This is a genomic window from Streptomyces sp. NPDC021622 (genome assembly GCF_040640795.1).
Taxonomy (GTDB): Bacteria; Actinomycetota; Actinomycetes; order Streptomycetales; family Streptomycetaceae; genus Streptomyces.
On sequence record NZ_JBFACK010000012.1, the window covers coordinates 1 to 19,362 of the forward strand.

The window sequence follows — 19,362 nt, forward strand, 5'->3', positions numbered from 1 at the left end:
TGTGGGTGTTGTGGGGTGGGGGGGGGGTGTGGTTCGGGTGCGCCTCCGCCAACCCCCCCCCCCCGCCCCGCGGGCGCCTCAGCTGTCGAAGCCGAGGCCCAGCTTGTCCATCGTCTTCAGCCACAGATTGCGCCTGCCGCCGTTCTCGTCGGCCCGCGCCAGGGACCACTTGGTCAACGCGACGCCCGTCCACGCGAACGGCTCGGGCGGGAACGGCAGCGGCTTCGTGCGGACCATCTCCAGGGAGGTGCGTTCCGTGCGCTCGCCCGAGAGCAGGTCGAGCATCACGTCGGCACCGAAGCGGGTGGCCCCGACACCGAGCCCGGTGTAGCCCGCCGCGTATGCGACGCGTCCCGCGTGGGCCGTGCCGAAGAACGCCGAGAAGCGCGAGCAGGTGTCGATCGCGCCGCCCCACGCGTGCGTGAAGCGCAGGCCCTCCAGCTGCGGGAAACAGGTGAAGAAGTGGCCCGCCAGCTTCGCGTACGTCTCGGGGCGGTCGTCGTGCTCGGCTCGCAGCTTGCCGCCGAAGGGGTAGATCGCGTCGTAGCCGCCCCACAGGATGCGGTTGTCGGCGGAGAGCCGGAAGTAGTGGAACTGGTTGGCGCTGTCGCCCAGGCCCTGGCGGTTCTTCCAGCCGATGGCCGCCAGCTGCTCCTCGCTCAGCGGTTCGGTCATCAGCGCGTAGTCGTAGACCGGGACCGTGTACGGCCGCAGGCGCTTGACCAGGGACGGGAAGATGTTCGTGGCGAGCGCGACCTGGCGGGCGCGGACCCGGCCGTAGGGGGTGCGGACCGCCATCCCGGCGCCGGACGAGGCGAGTTGGAGCGCGGGCGTGTGCTCGTAGATGCGTACGCCCTTCTCCAGGCAGGCCCGCTTGAGGCCCCAGGCCAGCTTCGCCGGGTGCAGCATCGCGACGCCTTCGCGGTCCCAGAGGCCGCCGAGGAAGGTGGGCGAGTCGACGTGCTCGCGCACCGCGTCCGCGTCCAGGAGTTCGGACCCGTCCGCGAGGCCGTGCTCCGCCATCTCGCCGTACATTTCGTGGAGTTCGGCGAGCTGGTGCGGCTGCGTCGCCACGTCGATCTCACCGGTGCGTTCGAAGTCGCAGTCGATGGAGTAGCGCTTGACGGCCGCCTCGATCTCGTCGAGGTTGCGGGCGCCGAGCTCCTCCAGCTTCGCGATCTCGCCGGGCCAGCGGGACAGGCCGTTGGAGATGCCGTGCGTGAGAGAGGCGGCGCAGAAGCCGCCGTTGCGGCCGGAGGCGGCCCAGCCCGCCTCGCGGCCTTCGACGAGGACCACATCGCGGTGCGGATCGCGCTCCTTGGCGATGAGCGCGGTCCACAGTCCGCTGTAGCCACCGCCGACGACGAGCAGGTCGCACTGTTCGTCGGCGGTGAGGGCGGGCTCGGCGTGCGGCTTGCCCGGGTCGTCCAGCCAGTAGGACACCGGCTGGGCGTCGGAGAGAGACTTGGTCCAACGGGGGGTCATGGCGCTTGGGGCCATGATTTCCAACTCCTTCAGGAATTCACTTACTTGGCGGTTCTGTTGCGACGCTTGCCGAGCAGCATTCCGGCGAGCACCAGAAGCACGGCGACGAGGAACATCGCCGTACCGATCACATTGATCTGAACGGGCGTGCCCCGCTGCGCCGATCCCCAGACGAACATGGGGAAGGTCACGGTGGAGCCCGCGTTGAAGTTCGTGATGATGAAGTCGTCGAAGGAGAGCGCGAAGGCGAGCAGTGCGCCGGCCGCGATGCCCGGCGCGGCGATCGGGAGCGTCACCCTCAGAAACGTCTGCACGGGACCCGCGTAAAGGTCCTGCGCGGCCTGTTCCAGGCGCGGGTCCATCGACATGACGCGCGCCTTGACGGCGGTCACCACGAAGCTGAGGCAGAACATGATGTGGGCGATCAAAACCGTCCAGAAGCCCAGCTGCGCGCCCATGTTGAGGAAGAGCGTGAGCAGCGAGGCGGCCATCACGACCTCGGGCATCGCCATCGGCAGGAAGATCAGCGAGTTCACCGCGCCGCGCGCCCGGAAGCGGTAGCGCACGAGGGCGAAGGCGATCATCGTGCCGAGCAGCGTCGCGCCGATCGTCGCCCAGGTGGCGATCTGCAGGCTCAGCGAGAGCGAGCCGCACATGTCGGCGACACCGCACGGGTCTTTCCAGGCGTCGAGCGAGAACTCCTGCCAGGAGTAATTGAAGCGCCCCGTCGGATTGTTGAAGGAGAACACCGTCACGACGATGTTCGGGAGCAGCAGATACGCGAGCGTCAGCAGACCAGCGATGACGACGAATTTGCCGCGGAGCCAGCGGAAGAAGGCAGCCATCAGACGAGATCCTCCGTCCCGGACTTACGGATGTAGACGGTGACCATGACCAGGATCGCCGCCATGAGGATGAAGGAGAGTGCCGCGGCCGTCGGGTAATCCAGGATGCGCAGGAATTGCGTCTGGATGACGTTTCCGACCATGCGGGTGTCGGTGGAGCCGAGCAGATCCGCGTTGACGTAGTCGCCGGCCGCCGGAATGAAGGTGAGCAGCGTTCCGGAGACGACACCCGGCATGGAGAGCGGGAAGGTCACCTTGCGGAAGGTGGTGGACGGCTTGGCGTAGAGATCGCCCGCCGCCTCGTGCAGGCGCCCGTCGATGCGTTCGAGGGACGTATAGAGCGGCAGGATCATGAACGGCAGGAAGTTGTACGTGAGTCCGCAGATCACCGCGAGGGGTGTGGCAAGGACCCGGTCGCCCTGCGTGACGCCCAGCCAGCTGGTGACGTCCAGGACGTGCAGCGAGTTGAGGGCGCCCACCAGGGGCCCGCCGTCCGCGAGGATCGTCTTCCAGGCCAGCGTACGGATGAGGAAGCTGGTGAAGAACGGCGCGATGACGAGTACGAGGATGAGGTTGCGCCAGCGGCCCGCGCGGAACGCGATCAGATACGCGAGCGGATAGCCGAGCAGCAGACACAGGATCGTGGCGGCGCCCGCGTACATCACCGAGCGCAGGAACTGCGGCCAGTAGTCGTTCAGGGCGTCCCAGTAGGTGGCGAAGTGCCAGGTGACCTTGAAGCCGTCCTCGAGGGAGCCGGTCTGGACCGAGGTCGATGCCTGGTAGACCAGCGGCAGCGCGAAGAAGACGACGAGCCAGAGGATGCCGGGGAGCAGCAGCCAGTAGGGGACGAGGCGGCCGCGTTTGCGGATCTTGCGGGGCGCCGCCTCGGGCTCTTTCTCCGGGGGCGCTTCGGTGAGGGTCGTCGTCATGCGGAGGCGTCCTCCTCGACCTTCTCGACGCCCGCCTCGACGTCCTGCGCGGCGTCCAGGCCGAAGGTGTGCGCCGGGTTCCAGTGCAGGACGACCTCGGTGCCGGGCACGAGGCGGGTGTCGCGCTCGATGTTCTGCGCGTACACCTCGAAGGAGTCGCAGAGCGGGCTGTCGACGACGTACTGCGTGGAGACGCCGATGAAGCTGCTGTCGGCGATGCGGCCCGTGATGCGGTTGCGCCCGTCGGGGATCTCCCCCGCCGCGTCGGCGTGCGTGAGGGAGATCTTCTCCGGGCGTACGCCGAGCAGGACCTTGCCGCCCGTGGCCGTGGAAGCCGAACATCGCGCGGCCGGCAGCGTGAGCTTGCCGTCGCCCGCCTTCAGGGTGAGGTCGTCGCCGCTGCGTCCGGCGATCTCTGCCTCTATGAAGTTGGACGTGCCGAGGAAGTTGGCGACGAAGGTGGTGCCCGGGTTCTCGTAGAGGTCGGCGGGGGCGCCGAGCTGTTCGACGCGGCCCGCGTTCATCACCGCGACCTGGTCGGCCATCGTCATGGCCTCCTCCTGGTCGTGCGTGACGTGCACGAAGGTGATGCCCACCTCGGTCTGGATGCGCTTGAGTTCGAGCTGCATCTGGCGGCGCAGCTTCAGGTCGAGGGCGCCGAGCGGCTCGTCGAGGAGCAGCACCTTGGGGTGGTTGATCAGGGCGCGGGCGACGGCGACGCGCTGCTGCTGGCCGCCGGAGAGCTGGTGCGGCTTCTTGCGGGCCTGCTCGCCGAGCTGGACCAGGTCGAGCATCTCGCCGACCTGCTTCTTCACGGACTTGATGCCGCGGCGGCGCAGGCCAAAGGCGACGTTCTCGAAGATGTCGAGGTGCGGGAAGAGCGCGTACGACTGGAAGACGGTGTTGACGGGCCGCTTGTAGGGCGGCAGTGCCGTGACGTCCTGGTCGCCGAGGTGGACGGTGCCCGATGTGGGCTCCTCGAGTCCCGCGATCATGCGGAGCGTCGTGGTCTTGCCACAGCCGGATGCGCCGAGCAGCGCGAAGAAGGAGCCCTGCGGCACGGTCAGGTCCAGCGGCTGCACGGCGGTGAAGGAGCCGTACGTCTTGCTGATCCCGGTGAGGCGGACGTCGCCGCTGTGTTCTGTAGCAGTCGTCATGGTGCGTCCAGGGGGTCGAGGGAGAGTCAAGGGGGACTACAGGAGGCGCGAGGCGCCGCTCAGGAGCCGGATCACGCGCCGGTGAGCTTCGCGAACTTCTCCTCGTACGCCGTCTCTTCCTTCGGCGTGAGCGAGCGGAAACCGCGGGACTTCGCCGCCATCTCCTTGTCCGGGAGGATCAGCGTGTTGTTCGCCGCGTCCTTGTCGAGCTTCGCGAGCTCGGGGCGTACGCCGTCGACGGGGCAGACGTAGTTGATGTACGCGGCGAGGCGGGCGGCGGGCTCGGGCTCGTAGTAGTAGTCGATGAGCCGTTCCGCGTTGCGCTTGTGGCGCGCCTTGTTCGGGACGAGGAGGTTGTCCGTGGACGTGATGTAACCGGCGTCCGGGATGTGGAAGTCGATGTCCGGGTTGTCGGCCTTGAGCTGGACGATGTCACCGGCCCAGGCCAGACACGCGGCGAGGTCGCCCTTGTCCAGGTCCGAGGTGTAGTCGTTGCCGGTGAAGCGGCGGATCTGCTTCTTGTCGACGGCCTTCTGGAGGCGGGCGATCGCCGCGTCGAAGTCGTCGTCGGTGAACTTCCCCGGGTCCTTGCCCATGTCGATGAGCGTCATGCCGACGGAGTCGCGCATCTCGGAGAGGAAGCCGACGCGGCCCTTGAGCTTGGGGTTGTCCAGGAGCTGCGACACCGAGGTGATCTCTTCGCCGTCGGTCGCCTTCTTGTTGTACGCGATGACCGTGGAGATGCCGGTCCAGGGGTACGAGTACGCGCGCCCCGGGTCCCAGTCCGGGTTGCGGAACTGGGACGCCAGGTTGGCGTACGCGTGGGGCAGGTTGGCCGGGTCCAGTTTCTGGACCCACCCGAAGCGGATGAGCCGGGCCGCGAGCCAGTCCGTGACGCAGATGAGGTCGCGTCCGGTGTCCTGACCTGCCGCGAGCTGCGGCTTGATCTTCCCGAAGAACTCGACGTTGTCGTTGATGTCCTCGGTGTACTTGACCTTGATGCCGGTCCGCTTGGTGAACGCGTCCAGGGTGGGGCGGTTCTCGTCGTCGTCGACGTCCATGTACTCGGTCCAGTTGGAGAAGAAGATCTGCTTCTCCTTGGCCGAGTGGTCCTCGGACGAGACATCGCCCTGACCCTTGCTCGCTGCCGGGATCCCGCAGGCACTGAGTGCCCCGAGGCCGCCGATGGCGAACGCGCCGCCGGTGCCGGCGCGCAGCAGGGAACGGCGGGTGAGGGCTGCCCTGCCGTTCCTGAAGCTGCGCTGCATGGCGGCCAGTTGGGGCGGGGACAGGCGTTCGGGCTCGTACTGCTCCATGCGCTTGGTTGCCCTTTCGGGAGGGTGTGCGGCCGCTGGTCGGGCGGCCTACTGGCTATCGGTCCCCGAAGATCGTGCGGTGCCAGTCCTTGCGGACCACCGCAGTGTTGTCGAACATGACGTGCTTGACCTGCGTGTACTCCTCGAAGGAGTAGGCGGACATGTCCTTTCCGTAGCCCGATGCCTTGTATCCGCCGTGCGGCATCTCGCTGAGGATCGGGATGTGGTCGTTGATCCAGACGCAGCCCGCCTTGATCTCGCGGGTCGCGCGGTTGGCGCGGAAGACGTCGCGGCTCCAGGCGGAGGCGGCGAGGCCGTAGGGGGTGTCGTTGGCGAGCCGGATGCCCTCGTCGTCGGAGTCGAACGGCAGCACCACAAGAACCGGCCCGAAGATCTCGGACTGCACGATCTCGCTGTCCTGCGCGGCGTCGGCGATGAGGGTGGGCTTGTAGAAGGCGCCGGGGTGGGCGAGCGCCTCGCCACCGGTGACCACGCGCGCGTAGGAGCGGGCCCGGTCGACGAAACCGGCGACGCGGTCGCGGTGGACGTGCGAGATGAGCGGCCCGAGGTCGGTGCTCGGGTCGAACGGGTCGCCGAGCCGCACGCTCTCCATGAGCTCGGCGACGCCCTCTACGAAGGCGTCGTACAACGGTCGCTGTACGTACGCGCGCGTGGCGGCCGTGCAGTCCTGCCCGGTGTTGATGAGCGCGCCGGCCACCGCGCCGTGCACGGCGGCCTCCAGGTCGGCGTCGTCGAAGACGACGAAGGGAGCCTTGCCGCCGAGCTCCAGGTGCAGTCGCTTCACCGTGGCGGTGGCGATCTCGGCGACGCGCTTGCCGACGCCGGTGGAGCCGGTGAAGGAGGTCATGGCGACGTCGGGGTGGCCGACGAGCCGCTCTCCGGCGTCCCGCCCGGCGCCGCTGATGATGTTGACGACACCGTCGGGGATGCCCGCCTCGGTGGCGGCCTGCGCGAAGAGGAGCGAGGTGAAGGGGGTGAGCTCGGCGGGCTTGAGGACGATGGTGTTACCGGCGGCGATGGCCGGGAGCACCTTCCAGGCGGCCATCTGGAGCGGGTAATTCCAGGGCGCGATGGAGCCGACGACGCCGATGGGCTCACGGCGGATGTACGAGGTGTGGTCACCGGAGTACTCGCCTGCCGACTGGCCCTGGAGATGCCGTGCCGCCCCCGCGAAGAAGGCGGCGTTGTCGACGGTCCCGGGGACGTCGAACTCCCGGCTCAGCTTGATCGGCTTGCCGCACTGGAGCGACTCGGCCTGGGCGAACTCCTCGGCGCGGTCGGCCAGGACGGCGGCGAAGCGGTGCAGGGCGTCGGAGCGCTCGCCGGGCGTGGCGCCCGCCCACGCGGGGAAGGCGTGCGCGGCCGCGGCGACCGCGGCGTCGACGTCCTTCTCGCCCGCGAGTTCGTATGTGTGGACCGTGTCGCCCGTGGCCGGGTCGACGACCGCCTGGGTTCTCCCCGACGTGCCCTCGGTCAGCCGTCCGGCGATGTACTGCGCGCCTTCCGCGAAGTGGTCCTGCGCCTGGAAGTTGTGCATGACGCTCTCCTCCGCCGTCGCCCCCGTCCCGCAGGGGTCGGCGTAGCTCCAGATCGATTTGAGTGCCGATCCTGACAGAGCACTGATGCTCCAACAAGTGATTCCGTTGTTGCCTTTTGGTTACGCGACGGAATCTGTCGACCAGGTGTCGAGTCGTCCCGGAAAACCCAGGACGGAGTGTCAGTGGTGCGTGCCAGACTCGCATGCATGACGAAGATCGACTCGGTGGAAGCGCTGGTCGCGGCGTTGCGGAAGGGCGACGGCGAGCGGGTGAAGTACCTCCATTTCTGGGGGCACACCCCGCGCAGGGACGGCACGCTCGGCTCCAGCTGCCTGAGCCAGTGGTGGCTCGCGCCGTTCACCGTGGACGGGGTGGAGTACGGGACGGCCGAGCACTGGATGATGGCGGCCAAGGCCCGCCTTTTCGATGACGCGGAGGCGGAGCGCGCGGTCCTCGCCTCGCGGACGCCCGCCGAGGCGAAGAAGGCGGGGCGCCTGGTGCGGGGCTTCGACGAGGCGATATGGGAGCGGGAGCGCTTCGGGATCGTGGTCGAGGGCAGCGTCCACAAGTTCTCGTCGACGGACGAGCTCCGCGGATTCCTCGTGGGGACGGGTTCGCGGGTCCTTGTGGAGGCAAGCCCCGTGGACCGCATCTGGGGCGTGGGCCTGGCAGCCGACGACCCCCGGATCGAGGATCCGGAGAAGTGGCGGGGGCCGAATCTGCTGGGGTTCGCCTTGATGGCGGCCAGGGACCGGCTCCGCTAGGCGTTCGGCTCAGGGGCCGGCGGCCACGGTCACCGCGTGGCCGCTCTCCCCCGAGGCGCCGTCCTCGAACGCGTCGTCCGGGATGACGATCAGCGCCACCAGGAGCCCCACGCCCAGCACGACCCCGGCGATCCCGCAGATGATCCCCGCCAGCGCCTGCCCGGGATTCGTCGCCTCGCCGCGCCGCGCCCTGCCGCGCCCGATCGCCCCGAAGATGATCGCGAGGACGCCGAGGACGATCGCCAGGGGCCACAGGCAGAAGACGGCGGCCGCGATGATCCCCAGGACGAGCGAGGTCACGCCCATCCCGTTGGCGGGCGCCATCGGCATGGCGGGCCAGCCGTACCCGGGCGGGCCCTGCCCCTGGTGGCCCGGATACCCGGGGTAGCCGGGATATCCCTGCGGACTCGGGTACCCCGGGTGCCCCGGACCTCCCGGGTGACCCGGACCTCCCGGGTAGCCGTACGGCATCTGCCCCGGCCCCTCGGGACCGATCGGAGGCGGCGGCACCGGCTCACCCGCCCCGGCGGCCGGCGGCGGAGGCGGCGCGAAGGGACCGCCCGCGGCGATCGTCGACTGATCGTGCACGGAGGGAGCCGACCACCCCGAAGCCCGCCCCGCACCCGGCGGCACCTCCTCGGGCGGCGCCCACGGATCCCGCTTCTCCAACGGAACCGGCGCTCCCGGAGCTCCCGGTGACCCAGCGGCCCCCCGTGACCCCGCAGCCCCCCGCGGCGCATCCTCCGGCGGCGGTGCCCACGGATCCCGCTCAGGCTCGGCGCCGGTGCCCGGCGCCGGCCCCTCGGCCTTGGACATGGCGAGTCACCTCTTTCATACGTTCCGTCATGCTACGGCCCCGGCGCCGCCCGGCAGCCGCCAGCCCGCCACCGGAATCCCGCCGCCTACGATGTTCCGCGACCCACCGATCAGCCGATCAAGCCCGTTCCTGGGGAGGAAACCGTGACCGAACCGCGCACCGCAGAGCAGCAGCGTGACCCACATGCCTTCATCGCCGGACTGCCCAAGGCGGAACTGCATGTGCACCACGTCGGCTCGGCGTCCCCCCGTATCGTCTCCGCGCTCTCCGCCCGCCACCCCGACTCCAAGGTGCCGACGGACGTGGAGGCCCTCGCGGACTACTTCACGTTCACGGACTTCGCGCACTTCATCCAGGTCTACCTCTCGGTCGTGGACCTGGTCCGCACCCCGGACGACGTACGCCTGCTCACGTACGAAGTCGCCCGCGACATGGCCCGGCAGAACATCCGCTACGCCGAGCTGACCGTCACCCCCTTCAGCTCCGTGCGCCGCGGCATCGACGACCGCGCCTTCATGGACGCCATCGAGGACGCCCGCAAGGCGGCGCAGGACGAGCTCGGCGTCGTACTGCGCTGGTGCTTCGACATCCCCGGCGAGGCGGGCCTGGAGTCCGCCGAGGAGACGCTGCGGCTCGCGACCACGGACAAGCTGCGCCCCGAGGGCCTGGTCTCGTTCGGGCTCGGCGGCCCCGAGATCGGCGTACCGAGACCGCAGTTCAAGCCGTACTTCGACCGCGCGATCGCGGCCGGCCTGCACTCCGTGCCGCACGCCGGTGAGACGACGGGCCCGCAGACGATCTGGGACGCCCTGACCGACCTGGGCGCCGAGCGCATCGGCCACGGCACCAGCGCCGCCCAGGACCCGAAGCTGCTCGCGTACCTCGCCGAGCAGCGCATTCCGCTCGAGGTCTGCCCGACGTCGAACATCGCGACCCGCGCCGTCACCACCATCGACGAGCACCCCATCAAGGAGTTCGTCGCCGCCGGCGTCCCGGTCACCATCAACTCCGACGACCCGCCCATGTTCGGCACCGACCTGAACAGCGAGTACGCGGTCGCGGCCCGCCTCCTCGGCCTCGACGAACGGGGCATCGCGGCCCTGGCCAGGAACGCCGTCGAGGCGTCGTTCCTCGACCCGGCGGGCAAGGCGAGGATCGTCGCGGAGATCGACACGTACACGGACACCTGGCTCGCTCCGTAGGACGGAACCACAGGGCGGCACCACAATGGGCTCATGCGCACCGTGACAGCCGTGGCCCACCGAGGCGATCCCTACCGTGTCCGCGAGAACACCCTCCCGTCCCTGCGCTCCGCGCTCGAACGGGGCGCGGACGCGGTGGAGATCGACGTCCGCGTCAGCCGTGACGGCGTCCCCGTCCTGCTGCACGACGCGACGCTCAAGCGCCTTTGGGACCACGAACGCCCGCTGTCCGCGCTCTCCGTCGACGAGGTGCGCGGCCTCACCGGGTACGGCGTACCCACCCTCGAAGAGGCCATCGAGGCGACCGAAGGACACCGGCTCATGGTGGATCTGCCGGGCGCGACGCCCGAGTCCGTACGCACGGTCGTCGGCATGATCGCCGACTGCGGGGCGGCGGAGCGCGCGTACTACTGCGCGGGCGCGCAGACGATGCTCGCGGTGCGCGCCGCCGATCCCGCCGCCGAGATCGCCCTGACCTGGACGAGCCTCGCCCCGCCGCGCCGCGCCGTGCTCGACGCGATCAAGCCGCGCTGGCTCAACTACCGCTTCACGCTGCTCGACCGCGACCTGACCGTCGAGGTGCAGCGCGAGGGATTCCTCGTCTCGGCCTGGACCCCGGACACGAAGCGCTCGATGCGCCGCCTAGTCGACATCGGCGTCGACGCGATCACCACGAACCGCGTCGACGTGCTCCACAGGGTCCTCGCGGCGCACGCCTGACGGCAAAGGACCCGCGTCACCGCCCGCCCGTGGCGTACGCGAGCGGCGGCGCGATCGCGCCCTCGCTCACCCTCCTCCCCCAAGCTCTTCATGAGCAGGGGGACCCCCTGCCCGATGACGCAGCGCGGCCGTCGCCTCCACGAGCCCTGCGCGGTCGAGGCCACCGGCGACGAAGGGCGCACAGCCGATGTCCTTCACCAGTTCCCGGGCCGGGCACCCACTGAGCACCGAGCGCGCGATCTGCTCTCCAACACCTGGAACGCCGTGGTCCTGTGGGCCCTGCGGCACGGCCCGCGCCGCCCCGGCGACCTGCGCGCGCACATCGGCGGCATCAGCCCCAAGATCCTCACGGAGACCCTGCGCCGCCTGGAGTACAACGGCCTGGTCTCCCGCACGGCACAGGAGCGAGCCGACCGGGCGTCGGGCGAGCCTGCGTAGACAACGCGCCATGGCGAGCCTGCCGTCCGGGGGTCCGCCCAGCGCTGACCTGGGCCGCAGGGACGGGACGGCCATGGAACCGTCGGCTTTCCGCCGGACGTCATGACCTTGTACGTTCATGTGTACTCAGGGCAGTTGATGATGTAGGTGTGACGGGGGTTGCAACATGGCGGGCCATAGGCCGCGGGATTGGCATGTCCTGGACTTGGACAAGGATCCGACTCCGGGTGATCCGGACCGGGTGCGGAGTCTCGCCAAGAATCTGCATGACTTCTCCGACGATGTCGGCAGGGTGCTGCGCGACATCAAGGGGATGGCGGGCGAGGACGCGATCCTGAAGTGGGCGGGCAAAACCGCGGACGCGTTCACGGAGCAGTTCGAGGATGCTCCCGCCAAGCTGAAGAAGCTCAAGAAGAGCTACGAGATGGCCGGCGATGCCCTGTCCGCGTACTGGCCGGACCTGGAGCGCGCCCAGACCCTCGCCGACAAGGCGCTGGTCAAGGGCCGTGAGGCGCAGGCCGACTTGAGCAGTGCCAAGTCCAAGCTGACGTCGGCGAACTCGTGGGTGGAGCGGGCGGGCAAGGAAGCCGACAAGTACAAGGACGACGACGACGGCAACAAGGGCAAGGATGTGCCCAAGCCGGACCCGGACAAGGTCAAGGCCGCCACCCGCAACGCCGCCTCCGCCGAGAAGGCGCAGACCACCGCGCAGGGTGATGTCACCTCGGCGCAGAGTGCGCTGGATGCGGCGAAGAAGATGGCCGAGGACGCGCGCAAGATGCGCCAGGAGGCCGCCGGGACGGCCAAGCGGAAGATCGACGAGGCCTCCGACGCGGGCATCCAGAACCGCAAGTGGTGGGAGGAGATCGGCGACTGGGTCTCCGACAACTGGGACACCATCATCGCGGTCTGCAAGGTCGTCGTCGCCGTGGTCGGCGTGATTGCGATGATCGTGGGCGGGCCCATTCTCGCCGCGATCGTGATCGTGGCCGGAGCGATCGTCCTCGCCGACACCCTGAGTAAATACGCAAAAGGCCAAGCCACCCTCATGGACGTCGCGTTCGCCGCGATGGACTGCATTCCGGGAGCCAAGGGCCTCACCACCGCCGCCAAGCTCGCCAAGGGGATGAAGGGCCTCAAGGGGATGGGCAAGGGCCTCAAGAACGGCCTGCGGCGCGGCGGGGACGACCTGGCCACCAGCAAGCCCGCCAAGGGCCGCTGCAAGAACGGCGACCCCATCGACATGGTCTCCGGCGAGATGCTCATGGAGAAGACCGACGTCCAACTGCCGGGCCTGCTGCCGCTGATCCTGCGCCGCACCCACCTCTCCAGCTACTTCTCGGGCCGCTGGTTCGGCCCGTCCTGGGCATCCACGCTGGACGAGCGCCTCGAACTCGACCACGAAGGCGCGCTGTTCGCCACCGAGGACGGCATGATCCTCATCTACCCGGTGCCCGCGCCCGGCACCTCGGTCATGCCCGTGGCAGGCCCGCGCTGGCCACTGGACTGGGACGGCGCCCCCGGTGCGCCGATCCGCATCACCGACCCGGACAGCGGCCACACCCGCCACTTCGCGCCGACGGGCAGGGCCGCGGCCGCCGACGAGGCGTTCACCATGCCGCTCGCCGCGGTGACGGACGGCAACGGCCACCGCATCGACTTCGACCGGGCCACCGACGGCACCCCCGTCGCCGTACGCCACTCGGGCGGTTACCACATCGACGTCGACACCGAGGGCGGCCGGGTGTCCGGGCTTCGCCTGCGCGATGCCGAGGCCGGTCCCGACGGCACGACCCTGCTGCGTTACGGGTACGACGACGCCGGCAATCTGAGCGAGATCCACAACTCGTCCGGACTGCCCTACCGGCTCGGCTACGACGAGCACGCCCGCGTCACGTCCTGGACCGACCGCAACGACTTCTGGTTCCGGTTCACCTACGACGAAGAGGACCGCTGCATCCGCGGCGAGGGCGCGGACTCCGCCCTCGACTGCGTGATCGGCTACGACCCCGACGAACGCGTCACCCGCTACACCGACTCGCTCGGCCACACCACCGAGTACCACCACGACGAGCGGCTCCATCTCACCCGCGTCGTCGACCCGTTGGGCTTTGCCGTGCACACCGAGTACGACGCCCGCGGCCATCTGGTGTCCCGCACCGACGAGCTGGGCCGCACGACCCGCTTCACCCTCGACGCGCACGGCCAGCCGGTGCGCATGGACCGTCCTGACGGCACCAGCGTCCAGGTGGAGTACGCGGACGGCATCCTGCCGGTCGCCATCACGGAGGCCGACGGGGCGCGCTGGGAGGGCGCGTACGACGACCGGGGCAACCTGCTCACCAGCACCGACCCGCTGGGCGCGGTGAGTTCGTACGGCTATGACGAGCGCGGATACCGGGTCAGCGAGACCGACGCGCTCGGCAACACCATCAGGTTCGAGAACGACGGGGCCGGTCTTCCGGTGCGGGTCGTCGATCCGCGCGGCAGTGTCGTCACCGTGCGCAGGGACGCGTTCGGCCGTGCCGTGGAGATCCACGACGCGGTCGGCGGGACGGTCCGGCAGAGCTGGAACCCGGAAGGCCTGCTGCTGTGGCGGGAGCGCGCCGACGGCGGCCGGGAGGCCTGGTCGTACGACGCGGAGGGCAACCTCACCGAGCACCGCGACGCGGCCGGGTCCACCACCACGTTCGAGTACGGGGCATTCGACCTGCCCAGCGCGAGGACCGACCCGGACGGCACCCGCTACCGCTTCACCCACGACTCCGAGCTGCGGCTCACGGGAGTGCTCAACCCCCGTGGCAACACCTGGAGTTACCGCTATGACGCGGCGGGCACCCTGATCGGCGAGACGGACTTCGAGGGCCGCACGCTCACCTATGCCTGCGACCCGACAGGACAACAGGTCGAGCGGACCAACGGCACCGGCCAGACGGTGCGGGTGACCCGCGACGCCGCGGGCCGTGTGGTGACCTCACGCACCAACGACGGCACGGTCACCTCGCTGCGCTACGACCCGTCCGGGCGCCTCCTGGAGGCGACGAGCCCCCTCGGCAGCGTCGCCTACGCCTACGACATGGCCGGCCGGATCGTCGCCGAGACCGTCGAAGGCCGCACCGTCACCAGCGCGTACGACCCACTGGGCAGGAGGGTGCGGCGGACCACTCCGTCCGGCGCCACCTCGCACTGGTCGTACGACTCCGCGGGCCTGCCCACCTCGCTGGTGACCGCGGGCGGCGAGCTGACCTTCGCGCATGACGCGGCGGGCCGGGAGACCGCCCGCGGCCTGGGCGCCGCGGCCACGCTGACCCAATCCTGGGACGCGGGGCACCGCCTCGTCGAGCAGGTCGTCCGGGCGAGCACCGGCGGCGGCACGGCCGTGCGGCAGTCCCGCTCCTACGCCTACCGCGCGGACGGATTCCTGACCGGGGTCGAGGACCGCCTGGCCGGCGCCCGCACGTTCGACCTAGACCCCGTGGGCCGTGTCACCCGGGTGTCGGCCCGGACCTGGACCGAGACCTACGCCTACGACGACCTCGGCAACCTCACCGCCGCCGACCACCCGGCCCCCGGCGGTCAGGACGCGCAGGGCCCGGCGCACCACTCCGGGACGAACGTCACCGCGGCGGGCCGCAGCACGTACGAGCGCGACGCCCAGGGGCGGGTGACCCGTGTGATCCGGCGGACCCTGTCCGGCCTGCGCCGCATCTGGACGTACGCCTGGGACGCCGAGGACCGGCTCACCGAGGCCGGGACGCCGGACAGCGGCGTGTGGCGCTACCGCTATGACGCGCTCGGCCGCCGGACCGCCAAGTCCCGCCTGAACGAGGACGGTTCGGTCGCCGAGGAGATCCTCTTCACCTGGGACGGCGGCAACCTCGCGGAGCAGACGTCGCTCCGGGACGGCCTGGCCCAGACCGACACCTGGGACTGGGAGCCGGGCACCCACCGTGCGGCGGCCCAGGTGCGCAGCCGGTGGCGCACCGCGGACCCGGACGAGGTCAGCAGGCAGTTCTACGCGATCGTCACCGACCTGGTCGGCACCCCCAGCGAACTCGTCGGCGACGACGGCGCGATCGCCTGGCGCTCCGCCACCAGCCTGTGGGGCAGGCCGCTGGCCGGCACCGACGACGGCCTGTGCCCGCTGTCCTTCCCCGGCCAGTACCGCGACCCGGAAACAGGCCTGCACTACAACCTGTCCCGCTACTACGACCCGGACACGGCGAGCTACCTCTCCCCCGACCCGCTGGGCCTGACCCCTGCCCCGAACCACCACGCGTACGTCGACAACCCGCTGCGCTGGAGCGACCCGCTCGGCCTTGAGGGCGACACTCCGACCCGTATCTACGACGACTCGGAGTACGACAAGCACGGTTCGGGCGCCTCTTCGTCGGCCAAGGGCGAGATCGGCCGCGCGCCCGCGAACGGCCAGGCCGCCCTTGACCGGTCCATCGTCCGGGGCGACGGCACCAACCCGGATGACTTCCGGCGCGTCGGCGTGGACCACGTGAACAACGAGATCGTGGTTCTCGACCGGCACAGGTACGAAACCGACAAGAACGGCAAGATCGTCAAGGAGATCTACCATGGCCACGTGCAGGCCTCGTACCCGTCGAGCGCGGTCAAGGAGAACACTCTGACCAAGCTGGTGAGGGCCAAAATGATCAACAACAAGAAGAAGCAGAAGGTGCTCCCGCCGCCGAAGTGCGACGGGTGACGTACGCAGGAAGCAGGAAGTACCGGTCATGGCGTCCAAATGGAACTGGCAGAGCGGCGAAGGCCTGTTGGGCATCGACGACCCCGCCGAGTGGGACGCGGCCTACGAGCGCGGCGAGGAGCGCCTCGGCACGGCGGTGATCGGACTCGCCTTCAACTGTCCCCTGGAGGAGGCCTCGCCCCGCATCATCAAGGCGATGCGGTTGCCGGACCGCGGTCAGCGAGGATTCGCGTACACCGCGGCCGGCACGGCGGCACGGGTCAACGGCGAACTCACCCCGGAGCTGTACGCCGCGCTGCGCGCGGAGGGGCACGGTGGCCTCGCCGAGACCGCGGTCGACGACACCCTCGACTACGTGCCGTTCCGGAAGCTGCCGCTGTGGTTCAAGTGGCGCACGGTCGCCTCAAAGGTGAAGGACAAACTGGCGACCTGGCGGCTGAACATCACGTACGCGGCCGAGGACGCCCGAAAGGCCCTGAGCCGCCGCCGCTGACGCGAGGAGAGCCGCACCGCGAGAACACCTTCCCAGGCTCTACGCGACACCCGTCATCCTCGCGAACACCGTGACGTTGTTGGGGTAGTAGTTCCGGTCCGCGTCGAAGTCGCCGCCGCAGGTGATCAGGCGGAGCCCCGCGTAGTCGATGTTCTTGTACACCTCCAGGGTGGGGAATTTCTTCTTCGGGTACTCCTCGACGCGGTCCACGGTGAAGGTGGCCGTCTTCCCGTCCTGGCGTGTCACCTCGACGGTGTCTCCGGCCTTCATCGTCTTCAGCTTCTTGAAGACCGCGTCCGCGCCGTTCCAGGTCACGTGTCCGGCGATCACCGCCGGGCCCCGGGAGCCGGGGGTGGGGCCCGGTTCGTACCAGCCCGCCAGGTCGGGGTTCTTCGGCGTCGTCATCGCCCCTTTCGCGTTCTGCCCCAGCGTCTCCAGCTCGCTGGACACGCCCAGGGAGGGGATGGCGATCCGCTGTGGCATCGACCGGTCCAGAGCTGTGGCGGACCGGCCCGACCCCGACCCCGACCCCGTCGCCGGTGTTTGGTCACCTGCCGCACCGCCCCGCGCCGTGCTCTGGCCCTGCGGGGACGCCGACGAGGCAGTCGTGTCCTCGCCCGCGCATGCGGTGAGTACCAGGGCCGCCGCGACGGCGGCGATCACTGCGGCGGAGCCATGGCGGAAGCGGGCCCACACCCTGCGGACCGAGCGGCTCACGCGGCATCCCCCGTCTTCGCAGCCGGGGCAACGGCAACCGCAGCGGCCACCATCCGCCGCCGCGCGAGAAGCAGCACTCCAGCGGCCGCCGCCGACGCCGCCCCGGCGGCACCGATCACCACACCCTGGGACGTGCCGCCCGCGTCGCCGCCCCCGGTCTCGACCCCGCCGACGGGGACGGATCCGACGGCCGCGCCCTTGACCACACCGCAGTTGGTCGGAGCGGTGGCCTCCTGGGGAAGCTTCGGGTCGAGTTCGCTCTTGCCCGCGCCCTCGAAGTCGTACTTGCCGTTGTCGTTGCGGTCGACGCCGTGCTGCACGATGTGCAGGTCCTTGATCTGGTCCACCACGTCCTGCCCCACGGTGATGGTCCGCTTGTAGGAGACCTTGCCCTGCGCGTCGGCCACCGGCATCCGGTCCACGGCGAGGCCGCTGCCCGCGTCGGTGCCCCCGGATTCGGTCAGCGAGATGTTGATGTCGCCGTAGTGGACGGTGGCCTCGGTGTTGTCGAGGACGCCGTCGCCGTTGGTGTCGGCACTGTCGTCCGGGCACTGGAAGTCGTGCCCGTCGGTGGATCCGTGCAGGTGCTGTGCCGAGGGCTGGCCGGGTACCAGTCCCTCGGACTTGATCCATACGGTCAGCGCATTGCCGCGCAGGCTCAGGAGGGCCGTTCCCTTGGAGCCGGAGCCGTTCAGCTGCGCCAGGTCGATCTGGTAGGCCGGGGGGTCCGCCGCGAACACCGGGGACGAGACGGCCACGGTGAGAAGGGTGACGGGCAGAGCGGCGAGCGCCGCGAGAAGGCCGGTCCGCTTGGGCATCACGTTCATTCCTTTTCCGCGGCACCCGAAAGGACGGGAAGGCCGCATGTCGTACGGAATTCCTGGCGATGCCCGAGCGATCCGCCGAACGTCACATGGGCATCAACTGCCCCTTGGCTGCGAGGCAGTTACCCATGAAACGGAACGAGGCTCTCGGGTGTTCAAAGGGAGGAGCTACAGACCGGCGATCGCGTTCCACCGCTTCGCGAACTCCGTCCGCTCCTCAGAAGTGATGTCCCGCGCGATCGCGAGCCGCCCCCGCATCGCGTCGTCCGGGAAGATCAGCGGGTCCTCGGCGAGGGCCGCCACTTCCTTGTCCTTGGAGGAGGCGAGGATGTCGCGGGCGGCCGGGACGGGGCAGACGTAATTGACCCAGGCGGCCAGCTCGGCGGCTACTTCCGGCTCGTAGTAGTAGTCGACGAGCCGCTCCGCGTTCCGCTTGTGGCCCGCCAGGTTGGGGATCATCAGGGACTCCGCCCACAGCTCCGCGCCCTCATCGGGGACGACGAACTCGATGTCCGGGTCGTCCGCCTGGAGCTGGATCACGTCGCCGCTGTAGGCCTGGCAGGCCAGGACGTCGCCGCTGGAGAGGTCCTTGATGTAGTCGTTGCCGGTGAACCGGCGGATGTGCTTCGCCGCCACCAGCTTCTCCACCTTGTCGCACACGCGGTGGAAGTCGTCGGCCTTCCACTTCGTGATGTCGACGCCGTCGCCCTGCATCAGGAGCGCGAACGACTCGTCGAGCCCGGAGAGCAGCGTGACCTTGCCCTTGAGGTCATCGGCCCACAGATCGGACACCTGCTTGATCTCGCGGCCGACCTTGCGCTTGTTGTACGCGATGCCGGTGATGCCGGACTGCCAGGGCACCGTGTGCTTGCGGCCCGGGTCGAAGCTGGGTGAACGCAGCAGCGGGTCAAGGTACTTGGCGACGTTCGGCTGCTTGCTCCGGTCCATCGCCTGGACCCATCCCAGGCGCACGAAACGGGCGCACATCCAGTCGCTGATGACGATGAGATCCCGGCCCGTCTCCTGGTGGTTCATCAGGGACGGGCTGATCTTGCCGAAGAACTCGTCGTTGTCGTTGATCTCCTCCGTGTAGCGGACGTCGATGCCGGTCCGCTTCTCGAAGGCGTCGAGCGTGGGCCGCTTCGCCGCGTCATCGTCGTCGGTGTCGATGTAGAGCGGCCAGTTGGCGAAGGTGAGCTTCCTGTCCTGCCTCGACCGGTCGGGCGCTCCCCGCTCACCGGGCCCGATGTACGCGGCCGGCACACCGCACCCCGCGAGCGCACCGATCGCGGCACCACCGCCAACGGCGCGCAGCAGGGACCGGCGGGACACGGAGGGTATCGGGTTCGCTCGCACCTCGGCAGCATGCGCCTGCGTGC

Annotated in this window: 15 protein-coding genes and 1 pseudogene; 6 read left to right on the plus strand and 10 right to left on the minus strand. The window is 69.6% G+C overall.

The genetic code is table 11. The features are described from left to right. Positions 1-78 precede the first annotated feature (78 nt). The 6 genes from AB0G47_RS23575 to AB0G47_RS23600 form a co-directional block, all read right to left on the minus strand. Positions 79-1,500: an FAD-dependent oxidoreductase gene (locus AB0G47_RS23575; RefSeq protein WP_360773238.1), complete on the minus strand. Its 1,422-nt coding sequence runs from the start codon at positions 1,498-1,500 to the stop codon at positions 79-81. Positions 1,501-1,526: 26 nt separating this feature from the next. Next, positions 1,527-2,330, minus strand: a complete 804-nt coding sequence (locus AB0G47_RS23580; protein WP_360773241.1) for an ABC transporter permease — start codon at positions 2,328-2,330, stop codon at positions 1,527-1,529. Beyond that, positions 2,330-3,259: an ABC transporter permease gene (locus AB0G47_RS23585; protein WP_360773244.1), complete on the minus strand. Its 930-nt coding sequence runs from the start codon at positions 3,257-3,259 to the stop codon at positions 2,330-2,332. The genes AB0G47_RS23580 and AB0G47_RS23585 overlap by 1 nt, the downstream gene beginning before the upstream one ends. Further along, positions 3,256-4,416 (minus strand): ABC transporter ATP-binding protein, encoded by a 1,161-nt coding sequence (locus AB0G47_RS23590; RefSeq protein ID WP_360773247.1) that lies wholly within the window; start codon positions 4,414-4,416, stop codon positions 3,256-3,258. Before AB0G47_RS23590 ends, AB0G47_RS23585 begins: the two co-directional genes overlap by 4 nt. Positions 4,417-4,487: 71 nt before the next feature. Beyond that, positions 4,488-5,732, minus strand: a complete 1,245-nt coding sequence (locus AB0G47_RS23595) for an extracellular solute-binding protein (protein WP_360773250.1) — start codon at positions 5,730-5,732, stop codon at positions 4,488-4,490. A 55-nt stretch (positions 5,733-5,787) separates the two neighbouring features. After that, positions 5,788-7,290: a gamma-aminobutyraldehyde dehydrogenase gene (locus AB0G47_RS23600; protein ID WP_360773252.1), complete on the minus strand. Its 1,503-nt coding sequence runs from the start codon at positions 7,288-7,290 to the stop codon at positions 5,788-5,790. Positions 7,291-7,497: 207 nt separating this feature from the next. On the opposite strand from AB0G47_RS23600, the gene AB0G47_RS23605 reads away from it, so the two are divergent. After that, complete coding sequence (locus tag AB0G47_RS23605) at positions 7,498-8,055, plus strand: NADAR family protein (RefSeq protein ID WP_360773255.1); 558 nt, start codon at positions 7,498-7,500, stop codon at positions 8,053-8,055. 9 nt (positions 8,056-8,064) lie between these two features. Here the strand turns inward: AB0G47_RS23605 and AB0G47_RS23610 are convergent, their stop codons facing one another. Continuing rightward, positions 8,065-8,724, minus strand: a complete 660-nt coding sequence (locus AB0G47_RS23610) for a DUF4190 domain-containing protein (RefSeq protein WP_360773257.1) — start codon at positions 8,722-8,724, stop codon at positions 8,065-8,067. A 291-nt stretch (positions 8,725-9,015) separates the two neighbouring features. Between AB0G47_RS23610 and AB0G47_RS23615 the strand changes: the two genes are divergently transcribed. The 5 genes and pseudogenes from AB0G47_RS23615 to AB0G47_RS23635 all read left to right on the plus strand — a co-directional run bounded on the left by AB0G47_RS23615 (position 9,016) and on the right by AB0G47_RS23635 (position 16,442). Next, a complete protein-coding gene (locus AB0G47_RS23615) occupies positions 9,016-10,074 on the plus strand; it encodes an adenosine deaminase (protein WP_360773259.1) in 1,059 nt (352 codons plus the stop codon). Between the two features lie 33 nt (positions 10,075-10,107). Beyond that, positions 10,108-10,794, plus strand: a complete 687-nt coding sequence (locus AB0G47_RS23620) for a glycerophosphodiester phosphodiesterase (RefSeq protein WP_360773262.1) — start codon at positions 10,108-10,110, stop codon at positions 10,792-10,794. A 240-nt stretch (positions 10,795-11,034) separates the two neighbouring features. After that, positions 11,035-11,181: pseudogene (locus tag AB0G47_RS23625) on the plus strand (winged helix-turn-helix transcriptional regulator); the annotation flags it as partial. A gap of 217 nt (positions 11,182-11,398) precedes the next feature. Continuing rightward, entirely contained in the window at positions 11,399-15,949 is a 4,551-nt protein-coding gene (locus tag AB0G47_RS23630) for a DUF6531 domain-containing protein (RefSeq protein ID WP_360773264.1), read from the plus strand. A 28-nt stretch (positions 15,950-15,977) separates the two neighbouring features. Beyond that, the gene (locus AB0G47_RS23635) at positions 15,978-16,442 is read left to right on the plus strand and encodes a hypothetical protein (protein WP_360773267.1); all 465 of its coding nucleotides are present in this window, start codon (positions 15,978-15,980) and stop codon (positions 16,440-16,442) included. Between the two features lie 39 nt (positions 16,443-16,481). Here AB0G47_RS23635 and AB0G47_RS23640 read toward each other — a convergent pair whose 3' ends face one another. The 3 genes from AB0G47_RS23640 to AB0G47_RS23650 all read right to left on the minus strand — a co-directional run bounded on the left by AB0G47_RS23640 (position 16,482) and on the right by AB0G47_RS23650 (position 19,315). Next, positions 16,482-17,159, minus strand: coding sequence for a class F sortase (locus tag AB0G47_RS23640; protein WP_360773269.1), 678 nt, complete (start codon positions 17,157-17,159; stop codon positions 16,482-16,484). Continuing rightward, positions 17,156-17,980 (minus strand): hypothetical protein, encoded by an 825-nt coding sequence (locus AB0G47_RS23645; RefSeq protein ID WP_360773272.1) that lies wholly within the window; start codon positions 17,978-17,980, stop codon positions 17,156-17,158. The genes AB0G47_RS23640 and AB0G47_RS23645 overlap by 4 nt, the downstream gene beginning before the upstream one ends. 171 nt (positions 17,981-18,151) lie before the next feature. Continuing rightward, positions 18,152-19,315 carry a spermidine/putrescine ABC transporter substrate-binding protein gene (locus tag AB0G47_RS23650; RefSeq protein ID WP_360773275.1) on the minus strand — a complete coding sequence of 388 codons (1,164 nt, stop codon included), beginning with the start codon at positions 19,313-19,315 and terminating at the stop codon, positions 18,152-18,154. Positions 19,316-19,362 lie beyond the last annotated feature (47 nt).